The organism is Dokdonella ginsengisoli (assembly GCF_042652785.1).
GTDB lineage: Bacteria > Pseudomonadota > Gammaproteobacteria > Xanthomonadales > Rhodanobacteraceae > Dokdonella_A > Dokdonella_A ginsengisoli.
Window position 1 is genome coordinate 116,310 of record NZ_JBHSHD010000007.1, and the last position, 18,837, is coordinate 135,146.

At 69.2% G+C, this 18,837-nt stretch carries 17 protein-coding genes; 8 read left to right on the top strand and 9 right to left on the bottom strand.

Annotated elements, in window-relative coordinates; genetic code table 11:
* Positions 1-45 precede the first annotated feature (45 nt).
* Complete coding sequence (locus tag ACFO6Q_RS08145) at positions 46-714, top strand: dihydrofolate reductase family protein (protein ID WP_380020132.1); 669 nt, start codon at positions 46-48, stop codon at positions 712-714.
* Positions 715-914: 200 nt separating this feature from the next.
* Positions 915-2,159 (top strand): TCR/Tet family MFS transporter, encoded by a 1,245-nt coding sequence (locus tag ACFO6Q_RS08150; RefSeq protein WP_380020133.1) that lies wholly within the window; start codon positions 915-917, stop codon positions 2,157-2,159.
* 52 nt (positions 2,160-2,211) lie between these two features.
* Here the strand turns inward: ACFO6Q_RS08150 and ACFO6Q_RS08155 are convergent, their stop codons facing one another.
* A complete protein-coding gene (locus tag ACFO6Q_RS08155; RefSeq protein ID WP_380020134.1) occupies positions 2,212-3,129 on the bottom strand; it encodes a hypothetical protein in 918 nt (305 codons plus the stop codon).
* Positions 3,126-3,815 carry a GNAT family N-acetyltransferase gene (locus ACFO6Q_RS08160; RefSeq protein WP_380020135.1) on the bottom strand — a complete coding sequence of 230 codons (690 nt, stop codon included), beginning with the start codon at positions 3,813-3,815 and terminating at the stop codon, positions 3,126-3,128. The genes ACFO6Q_RS08155 and ACFO6Q_RS08160 overlap by 4 nt, the downstream gene beginning before the upstream one ends.
* Positions 3,816-3,981: 166 nt before the next feature.
* Between ACFO6Q_RS08160 and ACFO6Q_RS08165 the strand changes: the two genes are divergently transcribed.
* Positions 3,982-4,563 carry a hypothetical protein gene (locus ACFO6Q_RS08165; RefSeq protein WP_380020136.1) on the top strand — a complete coding sequence of 194 codons (582 nt, stop codon included), beginning with the start codon at positions 3,982-3,984 and terminating at the stop codon, positions 4,561-4,563.
* Positions 4,564-4,647: 84 nt separating this feature from the next.
* On the opposite strand, the gene ACFO6Q_RS08170 is transcribed toward ACFO6Q_RS08165, so the two are convergent.
* A complete protein-coding gene (locus ACFO6Q_RS08170) occupies positions 4,648-6,126 on the bottom strand; it encodes a LysM peptidoglycan-binding domain-containing protein (protein WP_380020137.1) in 1,479 nt (492 codons plus the stop codon).
* Between the two features lie 225 nt (positions 6,127-6,351).
* On the opposite strand from ACFO6Q_RS08170, the gene ACFO6Q_RS08175 reads away from it, so the two are divergent.
* A complete protein-coding gene (locus tag ACFO6Q_RS08175) occupies positions 6,352-7,263 on the top strand; it encodes a prohibitin family protein (protein WP_380020138.1) in 912 nt (303 codons plus the stop codon).
* A 169-nt stretch (positions 7,264-7,432) separates the two neighbouring features.
* Positions 7,433-7,936 carry a cytochrome C gene (locus tag ACFO6Q_RS08180; protein ID WP_380020139.1) on the top strand — a complete coding sequence of 168 codons (504 nt, stop codon included), beginning with the start codon at positions 7,433-7,435 and terminating at the stop codon, positions 7,934-7,936.
* A 90-nt stretch (positions 7,937-8,026) separates the two neighbouring features.
* On the opposite strand, the gene ACFO6Q_RS08185 is transcribed toward ACFO6Q_RS08180, so the two are convergent.
* From ACFO6Q_RS08185 to ACFO6Q_RS08195, 3 genes are all read right to left on the bottom strand, one after another.
* Positions 8,027-8,353 carry a hypothetical protein gene (locus tag ACFO6Q_RS08185; protein ID WP_380020140.1) on the bottom strand — a complete coding sequence of 109 codons (327 nt, stop codon included), beginning with the start codon at positions 8,351-8,353 and terminating at the stop codon, positions 8,027-8,029.
* 12 nt (positions 8,354-8,365) lie between these two features.
* Positions 8,366-8,755 (bottom strand): GFA family protein, encoded by a 390-nt coding sequence (locus tag ACFO6Q_RS08190; protein WP_380020141.1) that lies wholly within the window; start codon positions 8,753-8,755, stop codon positions 8,366-8,368.
* Between the two features lie 139 nt (positions 8,756-8,894).
* The gene (locus ACFO6Q_RS08195) at positions 8,895-9,362 is read right to left on the bottom strand and encodes a LuxR family transcriptional regulator (RefSeq protein ID WP_380020720.1); all 468 of its coding nucleotides are present in this window, start codon (positions 9,360-9,362) and stop codon (positions 8,895-8,897) included.
* Positions 9,363-9,384: 22 nt separating this feature from the next.
* Between ACFO6Q_RS08195 and ACFO6Q_RS08200 the strand changes: the two genes are divergently transcribed.
* Positions 9,385-10,056 carry a hypothetical protein gene (locus ACFO6Q_RS08200; protein ID WP_380020142.1) on the top strand — a complete coding sequence of 224 codons (672 nt, stop codon included), beginning with the start codon at positions 9,385-9,387 and terminating at the stop codon, positions 10,054-10,056.
* On the opposite strand, the gene ACFO6Q_RS08205 is transcribed toward ACFO6Q_RS08200, so the two are convergent.
* Positions 10,057-11,493 (bottom strand): MATE family efflux transporter, encoded by a 1,437-nt coding sequence (locus ACFO6Q_RS08205; protein WP_380020144.1) that lies wholly within the window; start codon positions 11,491-11,493, stop codon positions 10,057-10,059. It lies immediately after the preceding gene.
* 294 nt (positions 11,494-11,787) lie between these two features.
* Here ACFO6Q_RS08205 and ACFO6Q_RS08210 point away from each other — a divergent pair, with 294 nt between their 5' ends.
* Positions 11,788-12,381: a hypothetical protein gene (locus ACFO6Q_RS08210; RefSeq protein WP_380020146.1), complete on the top strand. Its 594-nt coding sequence runs from the start codon at positions 11,788-11,790 to the stop codon at positions 12,379-12,381.
* 50 nt (positions 12,382-12,431) lie between these two features.
* Here the strand turns inward: ACFO6Q_RS08210 and map are convergent, their stop codons facing one another.
* On the bottom strand, positions 12,432-13,178 hold the full coding sequence (map, locus tag ACFO6Q_RS08215) for a type I methionyl aminopeptidase (protein ID WP_380020147.1): 747 nt from the start codon (positions 13,176-13,178) through the stop codon (positions 12,432-12,434).
* Between the two features lie 160 nt (positions 13,179-13,338).
* Positions 13,339-15,981, bottom strand: coding sequence for a choice-of-anchor Q domain-containing protein (locus tag ACFO6Q_RS08220; protein ID WP_380020148.1), 2,643 nt, complete (start codon positions 15,979-15,981; stop codon positions 13,339-13,341).
* Between the two features lie 98 nt (positions 15,982-16,079).
* Here ACFO6Q_RS08220 and ACFO6Q_RS08225 point away from each other — a divergent pair, with 98 nt between their 5' ends.
* Complete coding sequence (locus tag ACFO6Q_RS08225) at positions 16,080-18,812, top strand: serine/threonine-protein kinase (protein ID WP_380020149.1); 2,733 nt, start codon at positions 16,080-16,082, stop codon at positions 18,810-18,812.
* Positions 18,813-18,837: the final 25 nt, after the last annotated feature.

Below are 18,837 nucleotides of genomic sequence, written 5' to 3' on the forward strand. Positions count from 1 at the left end.
TCCCGCTCGTCATTGTCATGAACTTCCGAACGCAGAGGCACGACGATGAAACTGGTGGTAGGCACTTTCATCACCCTGGACGGCGTCATGCAGGCGCCCGGCGCGCCGGAGGAGGACCGCAGCGGCGGCTTCGCGCACGGCGGCTGGCTGGTGCCGTGGTTCGACGAGCGCATGGGCGAGCTGGCCGCCGGCTGGAGCGAGGCGGCCGACGCGCTGCTGCTCGGGCGCCGGACCTACGAGATCTTCGCCGCGCACTGGCCGCACGTCGGCGACGAGGATCCGATCGCGGCCAAGCTCAACCGCGTGCGCAAGTACGTCGCCTCGCGCACGCTCGATGTGCTCGACTGGGACAACTCGGTGCTGCTGCGCGGCGACGTCGCCGCGGAAGTCGCGCGGCTCAAGCAGCAGCCCGGCGGCGAGCTGCAGGTGACCGGCAGCGGCGAGCTGGTGCAGACCCTGCTGCGGCACGACCTGGTCGACGAATTCCGGCTGTGGGTGTTCCCGCTCGTGCTCGGCCGCGGCAAGCGGCTGTTCGCCGACGGCGCGCTGCCGGCCGCGCTGACCCTCACCGACACGATCATGACCAGCACCGGCGTGGCGATCCATCTGTACCGTCGCGCCGGCAAGCCGGCCTACGGTTCGTTCGCGCTGGAGCAGCCCTCGCCCGCCGAGATCGAACGCCGCCGCAGCATCGAGGCATCGGTGCGCTCCTGATGCGCACGTCGCATCCGGCGGCTCGACGCGCTTGCGCGAGCCGCCGGACGAGGTATCATCGCGCGCTCTCGCAACACCCGTTCCGAGGTCCGCCGCTATGCAAAGTGTCGTCAGCTGCTGAATAGCGCCTCGACGGACGCCTTCCGCGTCCGCCGGACTTCCATGCGCGCCTTCCGCGCGCCCGCCTCGGAAAAATCCCCATGTCCTCTCCCGCCTTTCGCGCCGGCAAGGCCGCGATCGCGTTCATCCTCGTCACCGCGATGCTCGACATCGTGGCGATGGGCATCGTCATTCCCGTCCTGCCGCCGCTGATCGAGCAGTTCACCGGATCGAGCGCCCGCGCCGGCATCATCAACGGCATCTTCGTCGCGCTGTGGGCGCTGATGCAGTTCGTCGCCTCGCCGATCATCGGCTCGCTGTCCGACCAGTACGGGCGGCGTCCGGTGATCCTGCTGTCCACCGCCGGCCTCGCCGCCGACTACGTGCTGATGGCGCTGGCGCCGAACCTGTGGTGGCTCGCGCTCGGCCGTCTCGTCGCCGGCGTCACCTCGGCCAGCTTCACCACCGTCTACGCCTACATGGCCGACATCACCGCGCCCGAGCACCGCGCGCGCGGCTACGGTCTGGTCGGCGCCGCGTTCAGCGCCGGCTTCGTCGCCGGCCCGCTGCTCGGCGGCGTGCTCGGCGAATGGTCGCCGCGCGCGCCGTTCTGGACCGCCGCGGCGATGAGCACGATCGCGTTCCTGTACGGTGCCTTCATCCTGCCCGAGTCGCTGCCGCCGGAACGGCGCATGGCGTTCTCGTGGCGCCGCGCCAATCCGCTCGGCGCGCTGCGCCTGCTGCGCTCGCACGCGGAACTCGCCGGTCTGGCGGTGGTGAACTTCCTGCTGTACTTCGCCCATCACGTGTTCTCGGCGGTATTCGTGCTGTACGCCGGGCACCGCTACGGCATGACGGCATGGCAGGTCGGCCTGCTGCTGGCGCTGGCCGGCGTGCTCGAACTGATCGTGCAGGGCGTGCTGACCGGCGCGGCGGTGAGGCGTTTCGGCGACCGCCCGGTGATGGTGTTCGGCCTGCTCGCCGGCAGCATCGGCATCGCCTGCATGGGACTGGCGCCGAACGGCTGGACCTTCACCCTGGCGCTGTTCCCGAACGCGCTGTGGGCGCTGGCGATGCCGACGCTGCAGTCGCTGATGACCCAGCGCGTGTCCGAGTCGGAACAGGGCCAGCTGCAAGGCGCCAACAACAGCGTCGGCAGCATCGCCGGGGTGGTCTCGCCGCTGTTCTTCGGCGCCGTCTACGCCGCCTCGATCGGGCCGGACGCGCCGCTGCCGCACGCGGGCACGGCCTTCCTCGTCGCCGCGCTGGTGCTGTTCGCCGCCTGCGTGCTCGGCGCGCGCGTCGCGCGGCGGGCGGCCCGCAGCGAGGCTGCGGCGTCCGACTAGGCCGGGCCGGCCGCACCGGGCCGGTCCGTCATCGGGCCGGCCCTGCGGCGCGTTAGCCGAACGTCACGCCCGGACGCAGCACGCACTGGAACAGCAGCAGCAGGGCCAGCACCGCCGCCGCCGGCCACGCCAGCGGCAGCGGTTGGCCGTGGCCGCGCGCCGGCACCGCGCCGACGCGCCACGCGCCGGCCTGCATCCAGACCAGGCCGATCGCGGCGACCACCAGCGGCACCACGATCACCTCGATCCACTCGCGCGGCACGCGGAACGCGACGATCGGCAGCAGCGAGAGCAGCAGCGGCACGGTCGCGACGCGGAACACGAAGCGCGTGCGCGCACCGACGCCGTCGATCGAGGCCGCCGCGTCGGCGAGTCGGAGCAGCTCGCGCACCAGCCACAGCGCCAGCGGCGGCATCGCCGCCAGCGCGAGCAGCGCGATGGCGGTCTTCGTCGCCGCGTTCAATCGCAGATAGTCCATCGCCATGCCGACGTCGCTGCCGCCGCTGAGCGCGCCGACGACCAGCTGCGGCAGCGCCATGAACGCACCGCAGTAGGCCATCCAGACCAGCAGCAGCCGCCACGCCGTCGAACGCACGCGGCTCGAGCGCAGCAACGCCATGCACGCCAGCGCCACGATCAGCGTCGCCAGCACACCGGTGCCCTGGAAGAGCCTGGCCAGCGGATGCTCGCCCTGCCAGCGGTGGTCGTTGTGGAACAGCGTCGCGCTCAGGCCCGGCGTCAAGGCCTTCGGCAGCACCAGGAACAGCTCCTGCACGAAGAAGATCAGGTTGAAGGCCAGCGTGTAGAGCAGCGCCGACAGCAGCGTCAGCCGTGCATTCCACGCAACGTGCGGCGCCGCCGCGCCGCGCGTGCGGCGCGCGCGCCGCCAGCCGGCCAGCGCGAACGCGAGCGGACCGGCGAGGAGCACCAGCGCCGTGCCGAGCGCGATCGCGATGCCGCCGGCGCTCACGCCGCCTCCTGCGGGCGCTGCAGCGACCAGAACGGAATGTCGCGGCGCAGGCGATAGCCGATGCGCTCGTACAGCTGCCCGGCGCGCGGATTGTCGTGGCTGACGTGCAGGAACGGCGCGACGCCGCGCGCGAGCACGTCGTTGGTCAGCATCGCGGTCAGCCGGCGCGCGTAGCCGCGGCCGTTGAAATCCGGATGCGTGCAGATCGCGCTCATCTCGCGGGTCGTGCCGGTGCCGAGGCGTTCGCCGATCATCGCGGCCAGGCGCCCGTCCTCGTAGAGGCCGAAGTAGCGGCCGAGCTGCATCGTGCGTTCGCGGAAATAGTGCGGATAGACCAGCGCGGTCAGCGCCAGCACGTCGGCACGATGCGCATCCGACAAGGCGACGACGTCGGGGCCGTCGACCGCGTCGAGCGGTTCGTCGCGGACCATCTGCGCCAGCGGGCGGAACGCCTGCAGGCGCCAGCCGGGCGGCACGCGCGGCGCGACGCCGAGCAGATAGACGCTTTCGCCGGGCGCGACCAGGGTCGCCAGCGCCTCGGTGACGTCGGCATCGGCATCGGCCACGCCGAGGAACGGCGCGTAGTCGGACGGATAGCGCGCGGCGAGGCCGGCATCGAGTGCGATCGCGCGATGACGGCTGCGCAGCGAGGACCAGAACGGGTTGTCGAGTTCGGAAAGTGGCATACGCGAAGTGTGCGTGGCCGCAGCGAAAACGGTCAACGCGTGCGGATGGCTCCATCGGATGGGCGCGCTTGTGTCCTTTCCCGGCCGGCGCCGCGGCGATACACCGTGCAGGCGCCCGGCGAAAGCCGCCGCGGACGCTCCCTGGATCACCCAACGAGGATCGAGCATGACATCCGCACGCATCGTACCGGCCGCCGCCTGCCTGGCGCTGGCACTCGCCGCCCCCGTCCACGCCACGCAGGACAATCCGCAGCCGCTGAAGAAGACCGATCTCGCCGGCCTGCACGCGTTCGACCATCGCACCGGCCAGTGGACGGCCCACCACCGCCGTCTGAAGGAGCGCCTGGCGGGCAGCACCGAATGGGTCGAGTTCGACGGCACGCAGACCGCCTGGCCGCTGATGGACGGCTATGCCAACGTCGACGAGAACGTCTTCGACATGCCCGGCGGCGGCGAGTACCGCGGCGTCACGCTGCGCGCCTACGACCCGGCCAGCGGCCAGTGGGCGATCTGGTGGCTCGACGGCCGCAATCCGTTCGGCAGCCTGGAGCCGCCGGTGAAGGGCCGCTTCGAGAACGGCGTCGGCACCTTCTACGCCGACGACGTGCTGCGCGGCAAACCGATCCGCGTGCGTTTCATCTGGTCCGGCATCGCGGCCGATTCGGCGCACTGGGAACAGGCCTTCTCCGCCGACCGCGGCAAGACCTGGGAGACCAACTGGGTCACCGATTTCCGCCGCGTGCGCTAGGCGCAGGCCGCCCTCGCGCGGTTCGACGGCGAACGCACCGCCGAGCGGAAGGCCGCTTGCGCATTCCGCTCGGCGCTCCCTTCGTCAGCTCGGATAGCCGGAAGCGTTGAGGCCGGCGTCGAGGCCGCGCGAGGCGGCGTCGATGTCCTGCTCGCTCCACGTGACCCAGCTCGCGTCGCCGGGGTCGCGCGGGTTGGCCGGCGCGTCCAGTTCCTCGAAGCCGAGGCGCAGGCCGCCTTCGACGGTGTAGAGCGGTCCGTTGTCGGCGGTCGCGTCGTCGATCAGGCCGGCGGAGACGCCGAAGAACTCCGATGCGCCCGCCAGCGCGACGGCGGCGGCCGGCGTGGCCGCGCCCGCGGAAAGGATCGAGAACCCGACCGCGGCGCCGGTCAGGGCGGCGCGGAACATGTCGTTCTGCCGGTTCCTGTCGTCGGTGATCGCCTGCACGCGATCCAGGCCGCCGCCGATGACGGCGCCGGACACGACGCCGACGGTGAACGGACTCAGGCCGATGCGATCCAGGCCGCTGTCGACGATGAAGTCCTGCGCCGCCTGCGCGATCGCGGCCGGATCCTTGCCGCCTTCCAGTTCGAGGTAGCGCTCGAACACGTTCGCCAGCGCGCCGATGGCGCCGGCCGCGTCGGTGTCGAGATTGAGTTCGTGCTTGCGGTCGATGCCGGCGGCGAGCAGGTTGCTCAGGGTGGTCAGCGCGACCGGGTTGTCGGACTTGTCCGCCAGGAACCCAGCGCTGGTCGTGGCGGCATCGAGATCGACCCGGCCGGCCACCTGCGGATCGGCCAGCACGGCGGCGTTGCGCGCCAGCACCATCTCGACCAGGTCGGCGGCGTCGCCCTTGCCGTAGCCGTGCTCGACGGCGCGGTTGATCGCGTTCAGCTGGTTGCTGACGAAGGCAGCCTGCGCGTCCGCGTCCAGCCCCGGCGGCACCGGCGAGGAGGCCAGCACGTTGGCGATGTCCTTGGCGCTGATCGTGCCGTCGCCGTACGAACCGCTGTTCGCGCCGTAGCCGATCTCCTGGTACAGCCCGCCGTCCACGCCGCGCGAATCGCGGATCTGCACGATCGCCTGGCCCTCGGCGCTGGCCGGATCGACGGTCGCGGCGTAGGCGTCGATCTCCTGCTCGGACAGCTTGCCGTTGCCGTCGGTGTCGATGGCGTCGAAGTTCCTTTCCAGCACGTAGGCGCCTTCGGCGACGTCGATGCCGTCGGAGGCGTCGACCACCTCGCTGCGGCCCGCGGCGGGCGCTGCCGGCGGAGTCTGCGCGACGGGCTCGTCCAGCGGCGGCAGGACCAGTTCGTCGCCCGGCAGCAGCACGTCGTCGGTGCGGGTGCCGTTGGCGGCGGCGATGCGCTCCATGTAATCGACGATCTGCGCCTGGCTCGGGTTCTGGATGCCGCCGTGCACGAGGTGGTCGCGCGCGATGCCGTAGTAGCTGTCACCGGCCTTCACCGTGTACGTGATGTCCGCGTCGGCCGCGCGCGGCGCGAAGGAGGCCCTGGCGTCGAAGAAATGGCGGCTGACCGTGCTGGAATTGAGGAGCGTCATGGCGTGGATTCCTGTTCCGGTGGAAGTCTCGCGGACCGGCGGCTCGATGCCGGCGGTCCGCCTCATTGACAGGGTTCGGAATCCGGCGGCGGAACGGCTCATCCATCCGGCCCCGCCCGCCGGACGGCGCACGCGGGCCGGCGGCAGGCGAGCCGGAACGCGCCGCCCCGCGTGGTACGCTCGCGCGCCTCGAGGGACCCGCCGACCACGAAAAGGGAGAGAGACATGTCGCGCTACCGTGGCCCGAGTGGCCAGTTCCAGCCGGAAAAGATCGTCCGCGACGCCGCCATCGCCGCCGTCGCCGTCCTGCTCGTGTGGACGTTCTGGCCGTTCCGCCAGGTGCCCACCGGTTCGCGCGGCGTGCGCACGCAGTTCGGCGCGATCAAGGGCATCGAGTCGGAGGGACTGGTCTTCGTGCCGCCGTGGCAGAACGTGAACCTGTTCTCCGTGCGCGCCGAAGCCGCGCACATCGACAAGGCGACCGGCTCGACCAGCGACACGCAGCCGGTCGACACCGACCTGACCGTGCGCTACTCGATCCTTCCCGACCGCGTCAGCGAGGTGTACGAGAAATACAGCCACAACGGCGACCTGTCCTCGTACGTGCAGACCGCCACGCAGGAGGTGTTCAAGGCCGTCACCGCGCGCTACAACGCGCCGGACCTGATCGGCAAGCGCGCACAGGTGTCCAACGACATCCTCGAACAGCTGCGCCAGAAGCTCGAGAAGTACGGCGCGCAGGTGATCAACATCGACATGCGCACCTTCGCCTTCTCCGAGAGCTACATGAAGGCGATCAACGACAAGGTGACGCAGGAACAGCTGCGCCTGGCCGCCGAGAACAAGGTGCGCACCGTCGAAGCCGAGCAGAAGCAGAAGGTCGCCGTGGCCGAAGCCGAGGCGAACGCGCTGAAGGCGCAGGCCGACGGCGAAGCCTACGCGACGATCAAGGCCGCCAATGCGCAGGCCGAAGCGCTGCGCGTGCAGAACGAGGCGCTCGCGCGCAGCAAGGAAGTGCTCGAGCTGCGCCGCATCGAGGTCGAGCGCACCAAGGCCGAGCGCTGGAACGGGCAGCTGCCGACGAACATCTACGCGGGCACGCCGATTCCGTTCTTCGATCCGCAGAAGGGCGGATGAGGCGCGGAAGCGGAAATCGCCGTTCGCGGCATGCGCCGCCTTGAAGCAGGCCGGTGGCCGTCCGGCTGAACGACTCCGCCCGCGAAGGCGTGTCGCGCGATAGGAAATCCCGCGCGGCTCCGTTATTGCCGACGTAGGACCGCATCGTGCCGGTCGTTCGGACGTTCCCATGCTCAGGATTCTCATCACGGCGAGCCTGCTGCTCGCCGCGCTTTCCGCCGTCGCGGCGCAACCCGCCGCCCCCGCTTCCGACCCCGACAGGATCCGCCGCGGCCGCTACGTGGCGCTGATCGGCGGCTGCAACGACTGCCACACGAAAGGCTTCGCGCCGAGCGGCGGAAAGGTTCCCGAGTCGCAGTGGCTCACCGGCAGCGATCTCGGTTTCAGCGGCGCCTGGGGCACGACCTATCCGGGCAACCTGCGCACGAAGATCGGTGCGATGGACCTGCCGACCTGGAAGGCCTACGCGCGCGCGCTGACCACGCGTCCGCCGATGCCGTACTGGGCGCTCAACGAGATGAGCGAGGCAGACCTGGAAGCGCTGTGGGCATTCGTCCATTCGCTCGGCGCTTCCGGCGACGCCGCGCCTGCGGCGCTGCCGCCCGGACAGGAGCCGTCCGGACCGGCCGTGCGCTTTCCGATGCCGCCGCCGGAATCGGGCGGGAAGCATTGACGGACCCAGTGGGCGTTCGCCTCGCGTATCCCAGGGAAGGGATTGCCGGAAGCTGCAACACCGAAGGCCCGGCGCAGGCGACGGGAATGATCAGACCGCACGGCGTGACGGCACGGCCTCGTAGCCGTTTCCGCGGCCGCTGAGCCAGTTCAGATGCGCCTTGCCGACGTCGCGCAGATGCGCCGCGGCGGCGAGGAACAGCGGGTGACCGAGGTCCGCGTCGGCGAGCAGGCGACGCTGCCCGTCCGATTCCAGGCACAGGAAGTGCGCCTCGTCCGACGTGTCGGTGTAGCTGCGCGCGACGAAGCAGAGGCCGTCTTGCGTGAAGCGATAGACGTCGTACTCGTAGTGGTACTCGTACGTGCCGTCCGCATCGGGTTCGCTGGCGTCGACTTGCCGGACGCATTCCACGTGCATGGATCGCCCCGCCTAGGACCAGTAGTCCGCGACGCAGCGGCCGTCGCGCGGCAGGTCCTCGAAGGTGTCCAGTCCGTCGAAGTGGTCGATCGGAACGTCCGCGACGGCGCCGGGCTCGGCCAGGCGCAGGTTGACGGCGACCCGCCGGCGTCCCTGCTCGTCGATCCGCTTGCCGCGCCAGAAGACCATGCAGCCGCAGACCGGACAGAAGTGGAAATCGAGCGCGGTGCCGCGCGCGAACGGCTGCGTGCGGCCGGAGACCGAGATGCCTTCGTTTTCGTAGTCGTAGGCCCACAGCACGCCGTAGCGACGGCAGGCCGTGCAGTTGCACGCCGTCGCTCCGTCGGGCCGGCCGGCGAAGGTCCAGCGCACCGCGCCGCAGAGACAGGAGCCTTCGATCACGACGTCACCTCCTCGTTCGATTGCCGCCCTTCCCGGACCGCAAAGGCATGAATGGATTCCCGCGTTCGCGGGAATGACGCCGTGATACGAGGCTCGCTTGCGCAGCGTCCGGGTTCGCGTGCGTACCCGCCGGCGAAGTTCAGGATTTCTCGGGCACGCGATTGAAGACCACGGTGCGCATCGCCGGCGTGCCGTCCTTCTTGAAGTACGCCTCCGTCTCGGTCAGCGCCTTGCCGTCTTCGCTCAGCGAATAGACGCGCGTCGAGGTCGGCGCGCCCTTGTACGCGAACTGCATCACCAGCACGTTCGGCGCCGGCATCTTCGCCGCACAGGTATCGACCCAGTACGTGCCGGACGCCTGCCCCGGCGTGCCGTCCAGGGACAGCATCGACTCCGAGTACAGCGTCTTGTCGGCCTGGTCGACGATCTCGACGTGCGTCTTCCATTTTCCGTCGGCCGCGCTGCGGAATTCGAGGTCGACGCGCTTGGGCCGCATCTCCTGCGGCATCGGCAAGGTGCCGACGTCCAGGCTCCAGTGGCCGGCCAGCGACGAGCCGGCGGAAGACTTGGCGGACACGGGCGCGGCTGCGGCAACGGCGGCGGTCATCAGGGCGGCGAGTATCGTTTTCATGGGGTTCCTCGTGATGGAGAGACGTGCAGCGCCGATGGAGCCGATGCAGCGAAAGCCGCATCGTTCCGACGCCTTGGCCGCCGTACCCCGAGAACGCCGGCAGCGCGCCGATCATCGACGCCGACCGGCGGCCGGTCAAGCTGATCTCCTGCGCGAATTCATGGAGCTGCGCGCCGACGTCGTCGAAAAAAGCATTCCGCCGCGTTCCGCGCTACCGTTGCCTGCTGCAGCGAGCCATCCGGCGCGCCCGATCACGCCCAGAGGCACATCCGCAATGAGCTACATCGTCATTTCCAGCTTCGAGAACGTCGACACCGGCGATCTTCAATCCGAGGGCGAAGCGATCGCCGTGTTTCCGTCCGAAGCGCCGGCTCGCGCCCACTTCGCCGATCGCGCATCGACCATTGCTGCCGCCGTCCGCAATGCCCGCGAAGGCGACGCCGACGCGACGTTCGTCACCTGGCTGATGATCCTGCGCATGCCGCTGGAGGTCGCCGGCGTCGAAGATGCGCTGGAAGACCTGGAGCTGGTCATCGAGGAAACCGACGCGGTCGACGACCCGTTCGGCGAACTGGTCGTCGACTACCAGGGGCGCCGGCATGGACCGTCCGGAGAAGCGGAGCATCCGCGCAAGGACGCGCTGCAGACGCTCGAAGCCTGGCTGACCTGACTACACCTTCGCCTGCTTCCACGTTCCGCGCGTGAACAGCCATAGGGTGAACAGGCCGACCGAAGTCTCCGAGACGAACACGCCCCAGAACACGCCCAGCTCCTTCCAGCCCAGGTGGATCGCCAGCAGGTAGCACAGCGGGATCTGGATCAGCCAGAAGAACACCGCGTTGATCTTGGTCGGCGTGATCGTGTCGCCGGCGCCGTTGAACGCCTGCACCGTGACCATCCACCAGCCGTAGACGAAGAACGAATACGACAGGATGCGCAGCCATTCCGCGCCGACCTTGACCACTTCCGGATCGCTGCTGAAGAAGGCGACCAGCGATTGCGGGAAGGCGAAGAACAGCACCGACACGCCGACCAGATAGGCCATGTTGTACCAGCCGATGCGCCACACCGACGCCTCGGCGCGGTCGGCGTGGCCGGCGCCGAGGTTCTGTCCGACCAGGGTCGCCGCCGCGTTGGACATGCCCCAGGCCGGCATCATCGTGAACATCATGATGCGGATCGCGATGGTCGCGCCGGCCACCGCCTCGCTGCCGATCGCGGCGAGGATGCGCATCAGGAAGATCCACGCCGTCATCGCCACGATCATCTGGCCGATGCCGCCGAGCGAGGTGCGCACGATGTTCCACAGCATCGCGCCGCGCCAGACCAGCTGCTCCAGGCTTACGCGCAGATGCTTGCCGGCATGGAACAGCATCCACAGCTGGAACAGCACGCCGCAGCCGCGGCCGATGTTGGTGGCGATCGCCGCGCCCTCGATGCCCAGCGCCGGCACCGGGCCGAAACCGAAGATCAGCAGCGGGCACAGCAAGATGTTGAGTCCGTTGGACAGCCACAGCACGCGCATCGCGATCGCCGCGTCGCCGGCGCCGCGGAAGATCGCGTTGATCACGAACAGCAGCACGATCACCGCGTTGCCGCCGAGCATCCATTGTGTGTAGCGGTAGCCGTGCTCGATCACCCAGGCGTCGGCGCCCATCAGGCGCAGCAGGTCCTGTGCGTAGAAGACGCCGACCAGCGCCGGCAGCACCGCCACCAGCAGGGCGACGAAGATCGCCTGCACCGCGGCGACCGCCGCCTCCTCGCGCTTGCCCTCGCCGATGCGCCGCGCCACCACCGCGGTCACCGCCATCGCCAGGCCCATCGCCACCGCGTAGAGCAGGAACAGGTAGCTCTCGGTGAGGCCGACCGTGGCCACGGCCGAAGGGCCGAGCTTGGAGACGAAGAAGATGTCGACCACCGCGAAGGTCGATTCCAGCACCAGCTCCAGCACCATCGGCACGGCCAGCAGGAACACCGCGCGGCGCAGCGGGATCGTGGTGTAGTCCGCGTCGGTGCCGCGCACGGCGTCGCGCAGCTCGCGCCAGAGGGACTGCGGGGGATGGACGGTGGCGGCGGGCGAGTCGGGTGCCGGCGTTTCAGAGGTCATTGCACGCTCCTGGGCCTGGATCGCAATCGCTGGTGACGACGGTACGACGATCGGCCGGATGAGAAATCGACAGGAAACGAAGACGGGCCACTGATCCGGCCGATGGGAGCGGCCAGCGGCCGCCTGGAAAAGCGCTCCGCCTTCGCCTTCGCCTGCCTGGACGATACCGGCCACCTGGCGCTGCTTGCGGCCCGGTTCAGCGGGCGCATGCGGGAACCCTGATTTTGACGGCTCGCCCGTATCGCCCGACCATCATGGCCAGGCGATTCTTTTGCTTTTCAGGACGAGCGGCACATGAGGATCGGAATGGTTCGGCTGTTCAATTTTCTTACTCTCGTCTCCGCCTGCCTTCTGCCGTGCGCCTGCGCCTACGTACCGCTGTCGACCATGGTAAAAATGTACTCATTCGACGAGCGCGACTTTGCAGAACTTGATCCCCAGCTCATCAAGGTACGAATCACTGTCCCGCCAGACTTCGAAGTGAGCATCGAAGATAGCTTGATGGATGTTCGCGTCGAGGCTTCCGGCCAATCGTTCGGCGGGGAATTCAAACTGACTGACCAGCAGCGGCCAGGGGATGGAATTGCCGGGCTCCTTGGCAAACAGGAGACCAAAGACAGCACCATTTACACGTTGAGACTGTCGGATGAATCCGCGAGGCAGTTCGCCCGACTTCAGGGAGCTCTTTCCGGGAGAACCGTGGAAAGGTCCAAGATCAACATCTCCGCAGTACTGAAGAGCGCGCCTTGCGGCGCCAAGGAGGTGATCGTCCACGTCGATCTGTCGCCCAGGCCTGCCGAAGGATTCATTCCCATCGTTGACGGAGCCAGACTTCAGATTGACGACGGATCGTCCGGCCGGCCTTGCACACCTTCGGCTTCGCGTTAGGCAACGAAGAAGCGCCATCCGCAACGCGCCCGGACCTCGTCCGACTCCCCTCAGTGCCGCGTCACCACGATCGGCTCGCCCCGCGTGATGATCATCGTGTGCTCGTACTGCGCCGACAGGTTGCCGGGTGCGCCGACCAGGGTCCAGCCGTCGGAGGTCTCGGTCACGATGCGGCTCCTCGTCGAGAGGAAGGGCTCGATGGTGATCACCATGCCTTCCTCCAGGATGCGCCGGTCCGTCGGGTCGAAGTAGCCGGGAATGTGTTCGGGTGCCTCGTGCAGCGCACGACCGACGCCGTGGCTGCCGAGGTTCTCGATGATGCGCAAACCGTAGGCCTTCGCCGTGCGCTGGATGGCCGCGCCGATGCCGTTGATCGGCCGGCCCGCGCGTGCCTGCCGCATGGCCTGCTCGAGGGCCGTGCGCGTGGCATGGCACAGGCGCGTCTTCTGCGGATTGGTCGGCGGTATCACCCGGGTTCCGCCGGTGTCGGCGAAGTAGCCGTCCAGCTCGGCGGAAACGTCGACGTTCAGCACGTCGCCGGGCCGGATCACCCGGTCGCCCGGAATGCCGTGCGCGGCTTCCTCGTTGACGCTGATGCAGGTGAAGCCGGGAAAGTCGTAGGTGAGCTTCGGCGCCGAGCGCGCGCCGTGCCGGTCGAGCAAGCGCTCGCCGAGCGCGTCCAGCTCGCGCGTCGTCATGCCGGGTTCGGCCGCGTCGAGCATCTCGTGAAGCACGCTGGAAACGATCCTGCCGATGCGCTTGAGCGCGACGACGTCGTCTTCGGTTTCGATGGTCATGGGGCCATGAGGGATCGGAGTCGCCCGCGATTATCGCCTACGTCGACGGGAAAGGAAGCGCCCTTGAAAGAAGCAGGGCGGAGGCGCTCGTCCGCCGAGCGCGCTCCGACCTTTGCAAAAGACCTCCCGGTCCGTTGCGCGATATCCGGCCCCGGAACCGTTACGTCGGCCCGTCGACGCCATCGGCGAAGATCGCGTCGCCATCGGCATGGCCCAAGGCGAAGCAGGTGCCGATCTCGGACGTGTTGCCGGTGGCGTCGGTGGCGGTGAGGCTGACGTACGCCGCGTCGGCGAGTTCCGGGATCACGACGGGCATCTCGAACGTCGCCTCGCCTGCAAGCAGGTCGATGCGGCGCGTTCCGATGAAGGCCTCGGCCTCCCCGCGACCCGTGAGGTGCACCGCGGGATTGCAGGTGTGCGAGTAGTACGCATCGATGCGATAGCTGCCCGGTGCCGCGTCGAGTTGGCCTCCGACGGTGGCGGGCACGTCCGTCAGTGATCCTCCCGCCTGCGCGAGCACGATGCGTTGGATCGTCGGAAAGTTCTGCATCCGGTTCGCTCCGTCGTCGAGATCGCCCGCATCGTTCGCGTCGGGCCCGGCGACGCCGAGGTCGATCGCCATGCCCTGGCCCTGCGCGCCATTGCCGTACACCAGGTTGGTGCGCAACACATTGTCGCTGCCAGCGACGGCCACGATGCCGCCGGCGCCCATGCCGCGGATGGTGTTGCTGAAAATGGTGCCGGCGACGGCGCTGGTGGCCGAGGCGCCGACGACGTTGCCGCTGCCCGCGCCGATGCGCACGCCCGCACCGGCGCTGAACAGCGTGTTGCCGTTCACGCCGACGCCGATGATGTTGCGCTGGACGACGTTGTCGCTGCCGCCGTTGATCCAGATCGCATCGTTGTCGTTGCCGGCGATGCGATTGCCCACGATCGAGCAGCCGCTGCCACTGAGATTGATGCCGGTGAAGTTGGGCAGAGCGGTATTGCCGCTCGGACTGAGGCCGATCAGGTTGTTGAGGATGGCGCAACGGTCCGGCGAACTGACCACGCTCCCCATCACGTTGATTCCGCCCAGGCTGGCGCCGCTGATCACGTTGCGATCGTCGACGTGCACACCGCCCACGCTGAGGCTGCCGCTGGCGTTGACGCCGATCGACACCGCGTACAGCCCCGCCCCGGGCAGCTGCACCCCGCCGACCAAGCCGCCGAAACGATTGCCCGCGATCACGTGGTTGCTGCCACCGAGCAGGACTACCGGCTGGGTGATGGCGCCGATCGCGACACCGCGCAGGGTCAGCGACGCCGCGGCGGCATTCTGCGGGACGGCGAAACCCAGCGGCAGCGTGCCGCTCGCCGGCTTGACGATCACGCAGACGTTCGCATTGAACGCGTCCGCATCATCGTTGAGCGTGGAGCCGGGCTGGCTGGTGCCGTCGATGATCATCGGCGAGGTGACCTTCGGCAGAACCGTGAGCGGCGCGATCACGTGCGGACAGGCTCCCGGGATCGCGAACGTGATGGTCGCCGGGTTGGGCAGCGAATTGGCCTGCTCCATGGCCGAACGCAGGGAACCGGCGCCGCTGTCGGCGACCGTGGTCACGACGTAGTTCGTCGCATCGTCGAACGGCGATTCGTACGCGCCCCGGTCGGGGCGGCTGCCGACCCAGCGCGCGTGGCCCTCGACGTCGGTGGCCGGAAGTCCGGTCGGCACGATCACGGTACCCGAGTTGACCGACGCCGAGGCGGCCAGCAGCCGATAGTCGCCATTGCCCGGCGCAGCCCACAGCGGATCGACATGGAGAACGTCGATGGTCTGGCCGTTCGCTCCGTGGCGAAGCAGCGCGAAGTACGTGCTGTTCACGACGTTGACCGTGTCGATGAAGCTGGCGTCAATCGACGAGGTCTGCACCGACGACCACAGGATGCTGTTGTGGATGTTGGCCACGCTGTCACCGCTCGAGGGGCCCGCCAGGCAGAATTTCTTGTTCCAGGCGATGTCCGCGGTGACGCTGCTCAGCGAGATCGAGCCTCCACTGATCGCTTGGATCTCGAATGTGCATTCGTTGCTGGCCATCTGGGTGGCCATGCGGTCGATCAGCACGTTCTCCAGATCGATCGTACCCTCGCCCCACATCCATATCTCGCTCTGCTCGCCGAAGCCCGGCACGCCGCTGATGCGCGTGCGCGACAGACGTATCGCGCTGTCCTCGCCCCAGTCCCCGACGTAGAGCTTGAACGGAGCCGCGTTGAGGAAGGACACCCCGTCGACGACGATCTTCGACTGCGGCGTGCCGGAAATCTGCTGCAACAGCACCCCGGAGCCGCCGAAATCGAGCACGGTATTGGCCGCGCTCACCGGTGCCGTCCGTGACGTGCAGTCGCCGTTGTATCCCCCCAGCAGCGTCACCGGTGCGGCGAAGTGCACGATCATGCCGGGCAGCGCGTAGGAGCCGCTGGCGATCTGGATGGTCACTTCCTGCTGCACGATTTCGCTCACCGAGAACGCGGCCTGCAGCGAAACCGCCGAATTGGCGCACAGGGTCATCGCGCGGACGTGGCCGCCCGCACCCAGCAGCAGAAGCAACACGGCCATCCAGGCGCGCAGGCCGGGGCCATGGAGGAAGCGCGTCCTCCTTCGAGGGTTCGCGGGTGCCGATCGCGGCTGAAATCGTGCAGGCAAAGGATTGGGTGTCGTATTCAGGCGCATGGAGGGTTCCGGGTCGAAGCCAGTGGGCGTGTCCTCCTCATTACGAGATTGCCGCGGCAAGGGGACACGCGCGTGCTCGCCGCTGGCGTACACTCGCCGCGAGGGCGGGACGGATCGTTGCGGGTGAGCGTGTCCCTGTGGCCGGAGCGGCGCCTTTCCCCGGCGGAGAAAACCCGATGCAGGCCACGCCGATGGATCCGCAACGATGGCAGCGGCTGCGCCGGCTGCTCGACGAGGCGCTGGATCTGGACGAGCGCGGATACGAGCGCTATCTCGCCGATCTCGCCGACGCCGATCTGCCCCTGCGCGAGGACCTGCGGCGGCTGCTGCTCGAACACGCCAACAACCGCCGGCAGCCCTGGGTGCCGCCGATCGAACGCATGGCGCCGCAGCTGGTCGAGGCCGGCGAAGTCACCCAGACGGCCGACGCCGCGCGTGTCGGCGAGTGCATCGGGCCGTTTCGCCTGCTGCGGCTGATCGGCATCGGCGGCATGGGTGCGGTGTACCTGGCCGAGCGCAGCGTCGACAACCTCGTGCATCGCGTCGCGCTGAAGGTCGTGCGCAGCGACGGCACGTCGCCGGCGGCGCGCGAACGCTTCGAGCGCGAACGGCAGATCCTCGCCAACTTGGCCCATCCGCACATCGGAACGCTGTTCGAGGGCGGACAGACCGCGGACGGCCAGCCCTACTACACCATGGAATTCGTCGACGGCATCGCGATCGGCGACTATTGCCGCGACCACGAACTGGATCTGGCACAGCGTCTCGGGCTGCTGATCGACGTGGCCGGCGCGCTCGCACACGCGCACCACAGCCTGATCGTGCATCGCGACATCAAACCCTCCAACATCCTGGTCACCGCCGACGGCCGCGCCAAGCTGCTCGATTTCGGCATCGCCAAACTGATCGGAGCAGACGGCGACGCGGCGACCCGGGCCGCCTTCGGGCCGATGACCCCCGAATACGCCGCGCCCGAACAGTTCCGCAATGCGCCGATCACGGTGTCCACCGACGTCTATCAGTTCGGCGTGCTGTGCTTTCGCCTGCTCACGGGAGCCCTGCCCTACCGCGCCGACTCGAGCGACGGGCTGGCATGGGCCCAAGCGGTCAGCGAGGAAGACCCGATGCCGCTTTCGCGGGCGCTGGAGGAGACCGGCACGCGCGGCGCGTGGGGCGATGCGACCGCCCTGGCGCGCCTGAAACGCCGTCTCGGCGGCGACCTCGACGCGATCGTGCGCAAGGCGCTCGCCAAGTCGCCGGGCGACCGCTACCCGTCGATGGATGCGCTGATCGCGGATCTGCGTGCGTTCCTGGACGGGCGGCCGGTGAGCGCGCGTCGCGCCGGGCTCGCCTATTTCGCGCGCCGCTTCGTCACGCGCAGGCCGTGGACCGCCGCCGCGGCCGCGGCAACCGCATCGGCGCTGCTCGCGGCGACCGTTTTCAGCGTGCAGGCCGCGCGGCGCGCCGAGCTGCAGGCACACCGCTCGGATGTGGCCAATCGCTTCCTGCTCACCACGCTCGACCTGACCGACCGGTTCAGCGGCAACAACCGCGGCGACTTCACCCTCGCCGAGGTGATCGAGCGTGCGGTCGAGCAGGCCCACGTCGAACTGCGCGACGAGCCGGAAGTGCGCGCCGACGTGCTGCTGCAGCTCAGTCGCGCGTTGCAGAATCGCGGCCGGCTTGACGCCGCGCTCAAGGCGGCGCGCGAAGCCTACGCGCTGCGCTCCGGTTCCGGCGTCGATCCGCGCGACGGCGCTGCAGCGAGCCAGCAGCTCGCCAGCGTCGAGATCGAATCGGCGCATCTGGACGAGGCGTCCGCGCATCTCGCCCGGACCATTGCCCTGCTCGCCCGCGCCGGCAATCCGCAGCGCGCGCTGATCCAGGCCTACACCAGCCACGGCAAGCTCGCCAGCATGCGCGGCGATGCCGCAGCGTCGCTGGACTGGTACCAGCGCGTGCTGCCGCTGCGCCGCGCACTGGACGGCGATCACCAGGTCGATCTGGCGATGGACTACGGCAATCTCGGCACCGGGCTGTACAACCTCAGCCGCTTTCGCGAAGCGGACGAGGCGTTCATGCACGGCATCGCCATCCTGCACGCGCGCCTGGGCGGCACGCACCCGCGCATCGGGTTCCTCCTGTTCGGCCGCGCCTCGGCCCTGATCCAGCTCGGCCGCTTCGACGAGGCGCGCGCGCTGCTCGACCAGGCCGACGGCATCCTCGGCAGCCTCGACGGCGGCGGCAATCCCGGGGCGGTCAACACCGGACGCTCACGTGCGCTGCTGGACTACTACGCCAGCGACTACGCCGGCGCGCTGCGCCGGGTGGACGAGGCGTTGCGGCAAACCCGCAGCGCGAGCCCGGTCAGCGTGGCGTCGAACCTGATCTTCCGCGGGCGCATCCAGCTCGCCGATGGCGCCGTGGCCGACGCCCTGGCGAGCTTCAGCGACGCGGAACGCCTGTTCGCGGAAAACGGGCGCGCCGCGCATGCCCAGCGCTGGTACGCGCGCGGACTCGGCGGCGTCGCGCGAAGCGCGACGGGCGAGGTCAGTCGGGGCGACGCCGAGCTGGACGAAGCACTGGCGCATCTGGAGGGCGCGCACCCCGGTTTCGAACTGGCGGACCTCGCGCTGTACGGTGGCGCCGCCGCGCGCCGCCGCGGCGACGGCGCGACAGCGCTCGCGCGCCACCGCCGCGCCGGCCAGCTGCAGCGCGAGACCGGCTGGCTCGGCGAACTCGGCGCTGCCCACGTGGACGCCGAACTCGCCACCGACGGTCTGGGCGATGGAGCCGACGCTGAAGCGCGCGATGCGGCACCCGCGCGGCTGGCTTCCGCCATCGCCACGATGCAGCGCATCGGCCCGCACGATCCGCGCCTGCGCCCGCTGCTGTCCCTGCAGCGCTCGCGCCCGCCGGGCTGAGCGGCGCGCCGCGCAGAGCCGTCGC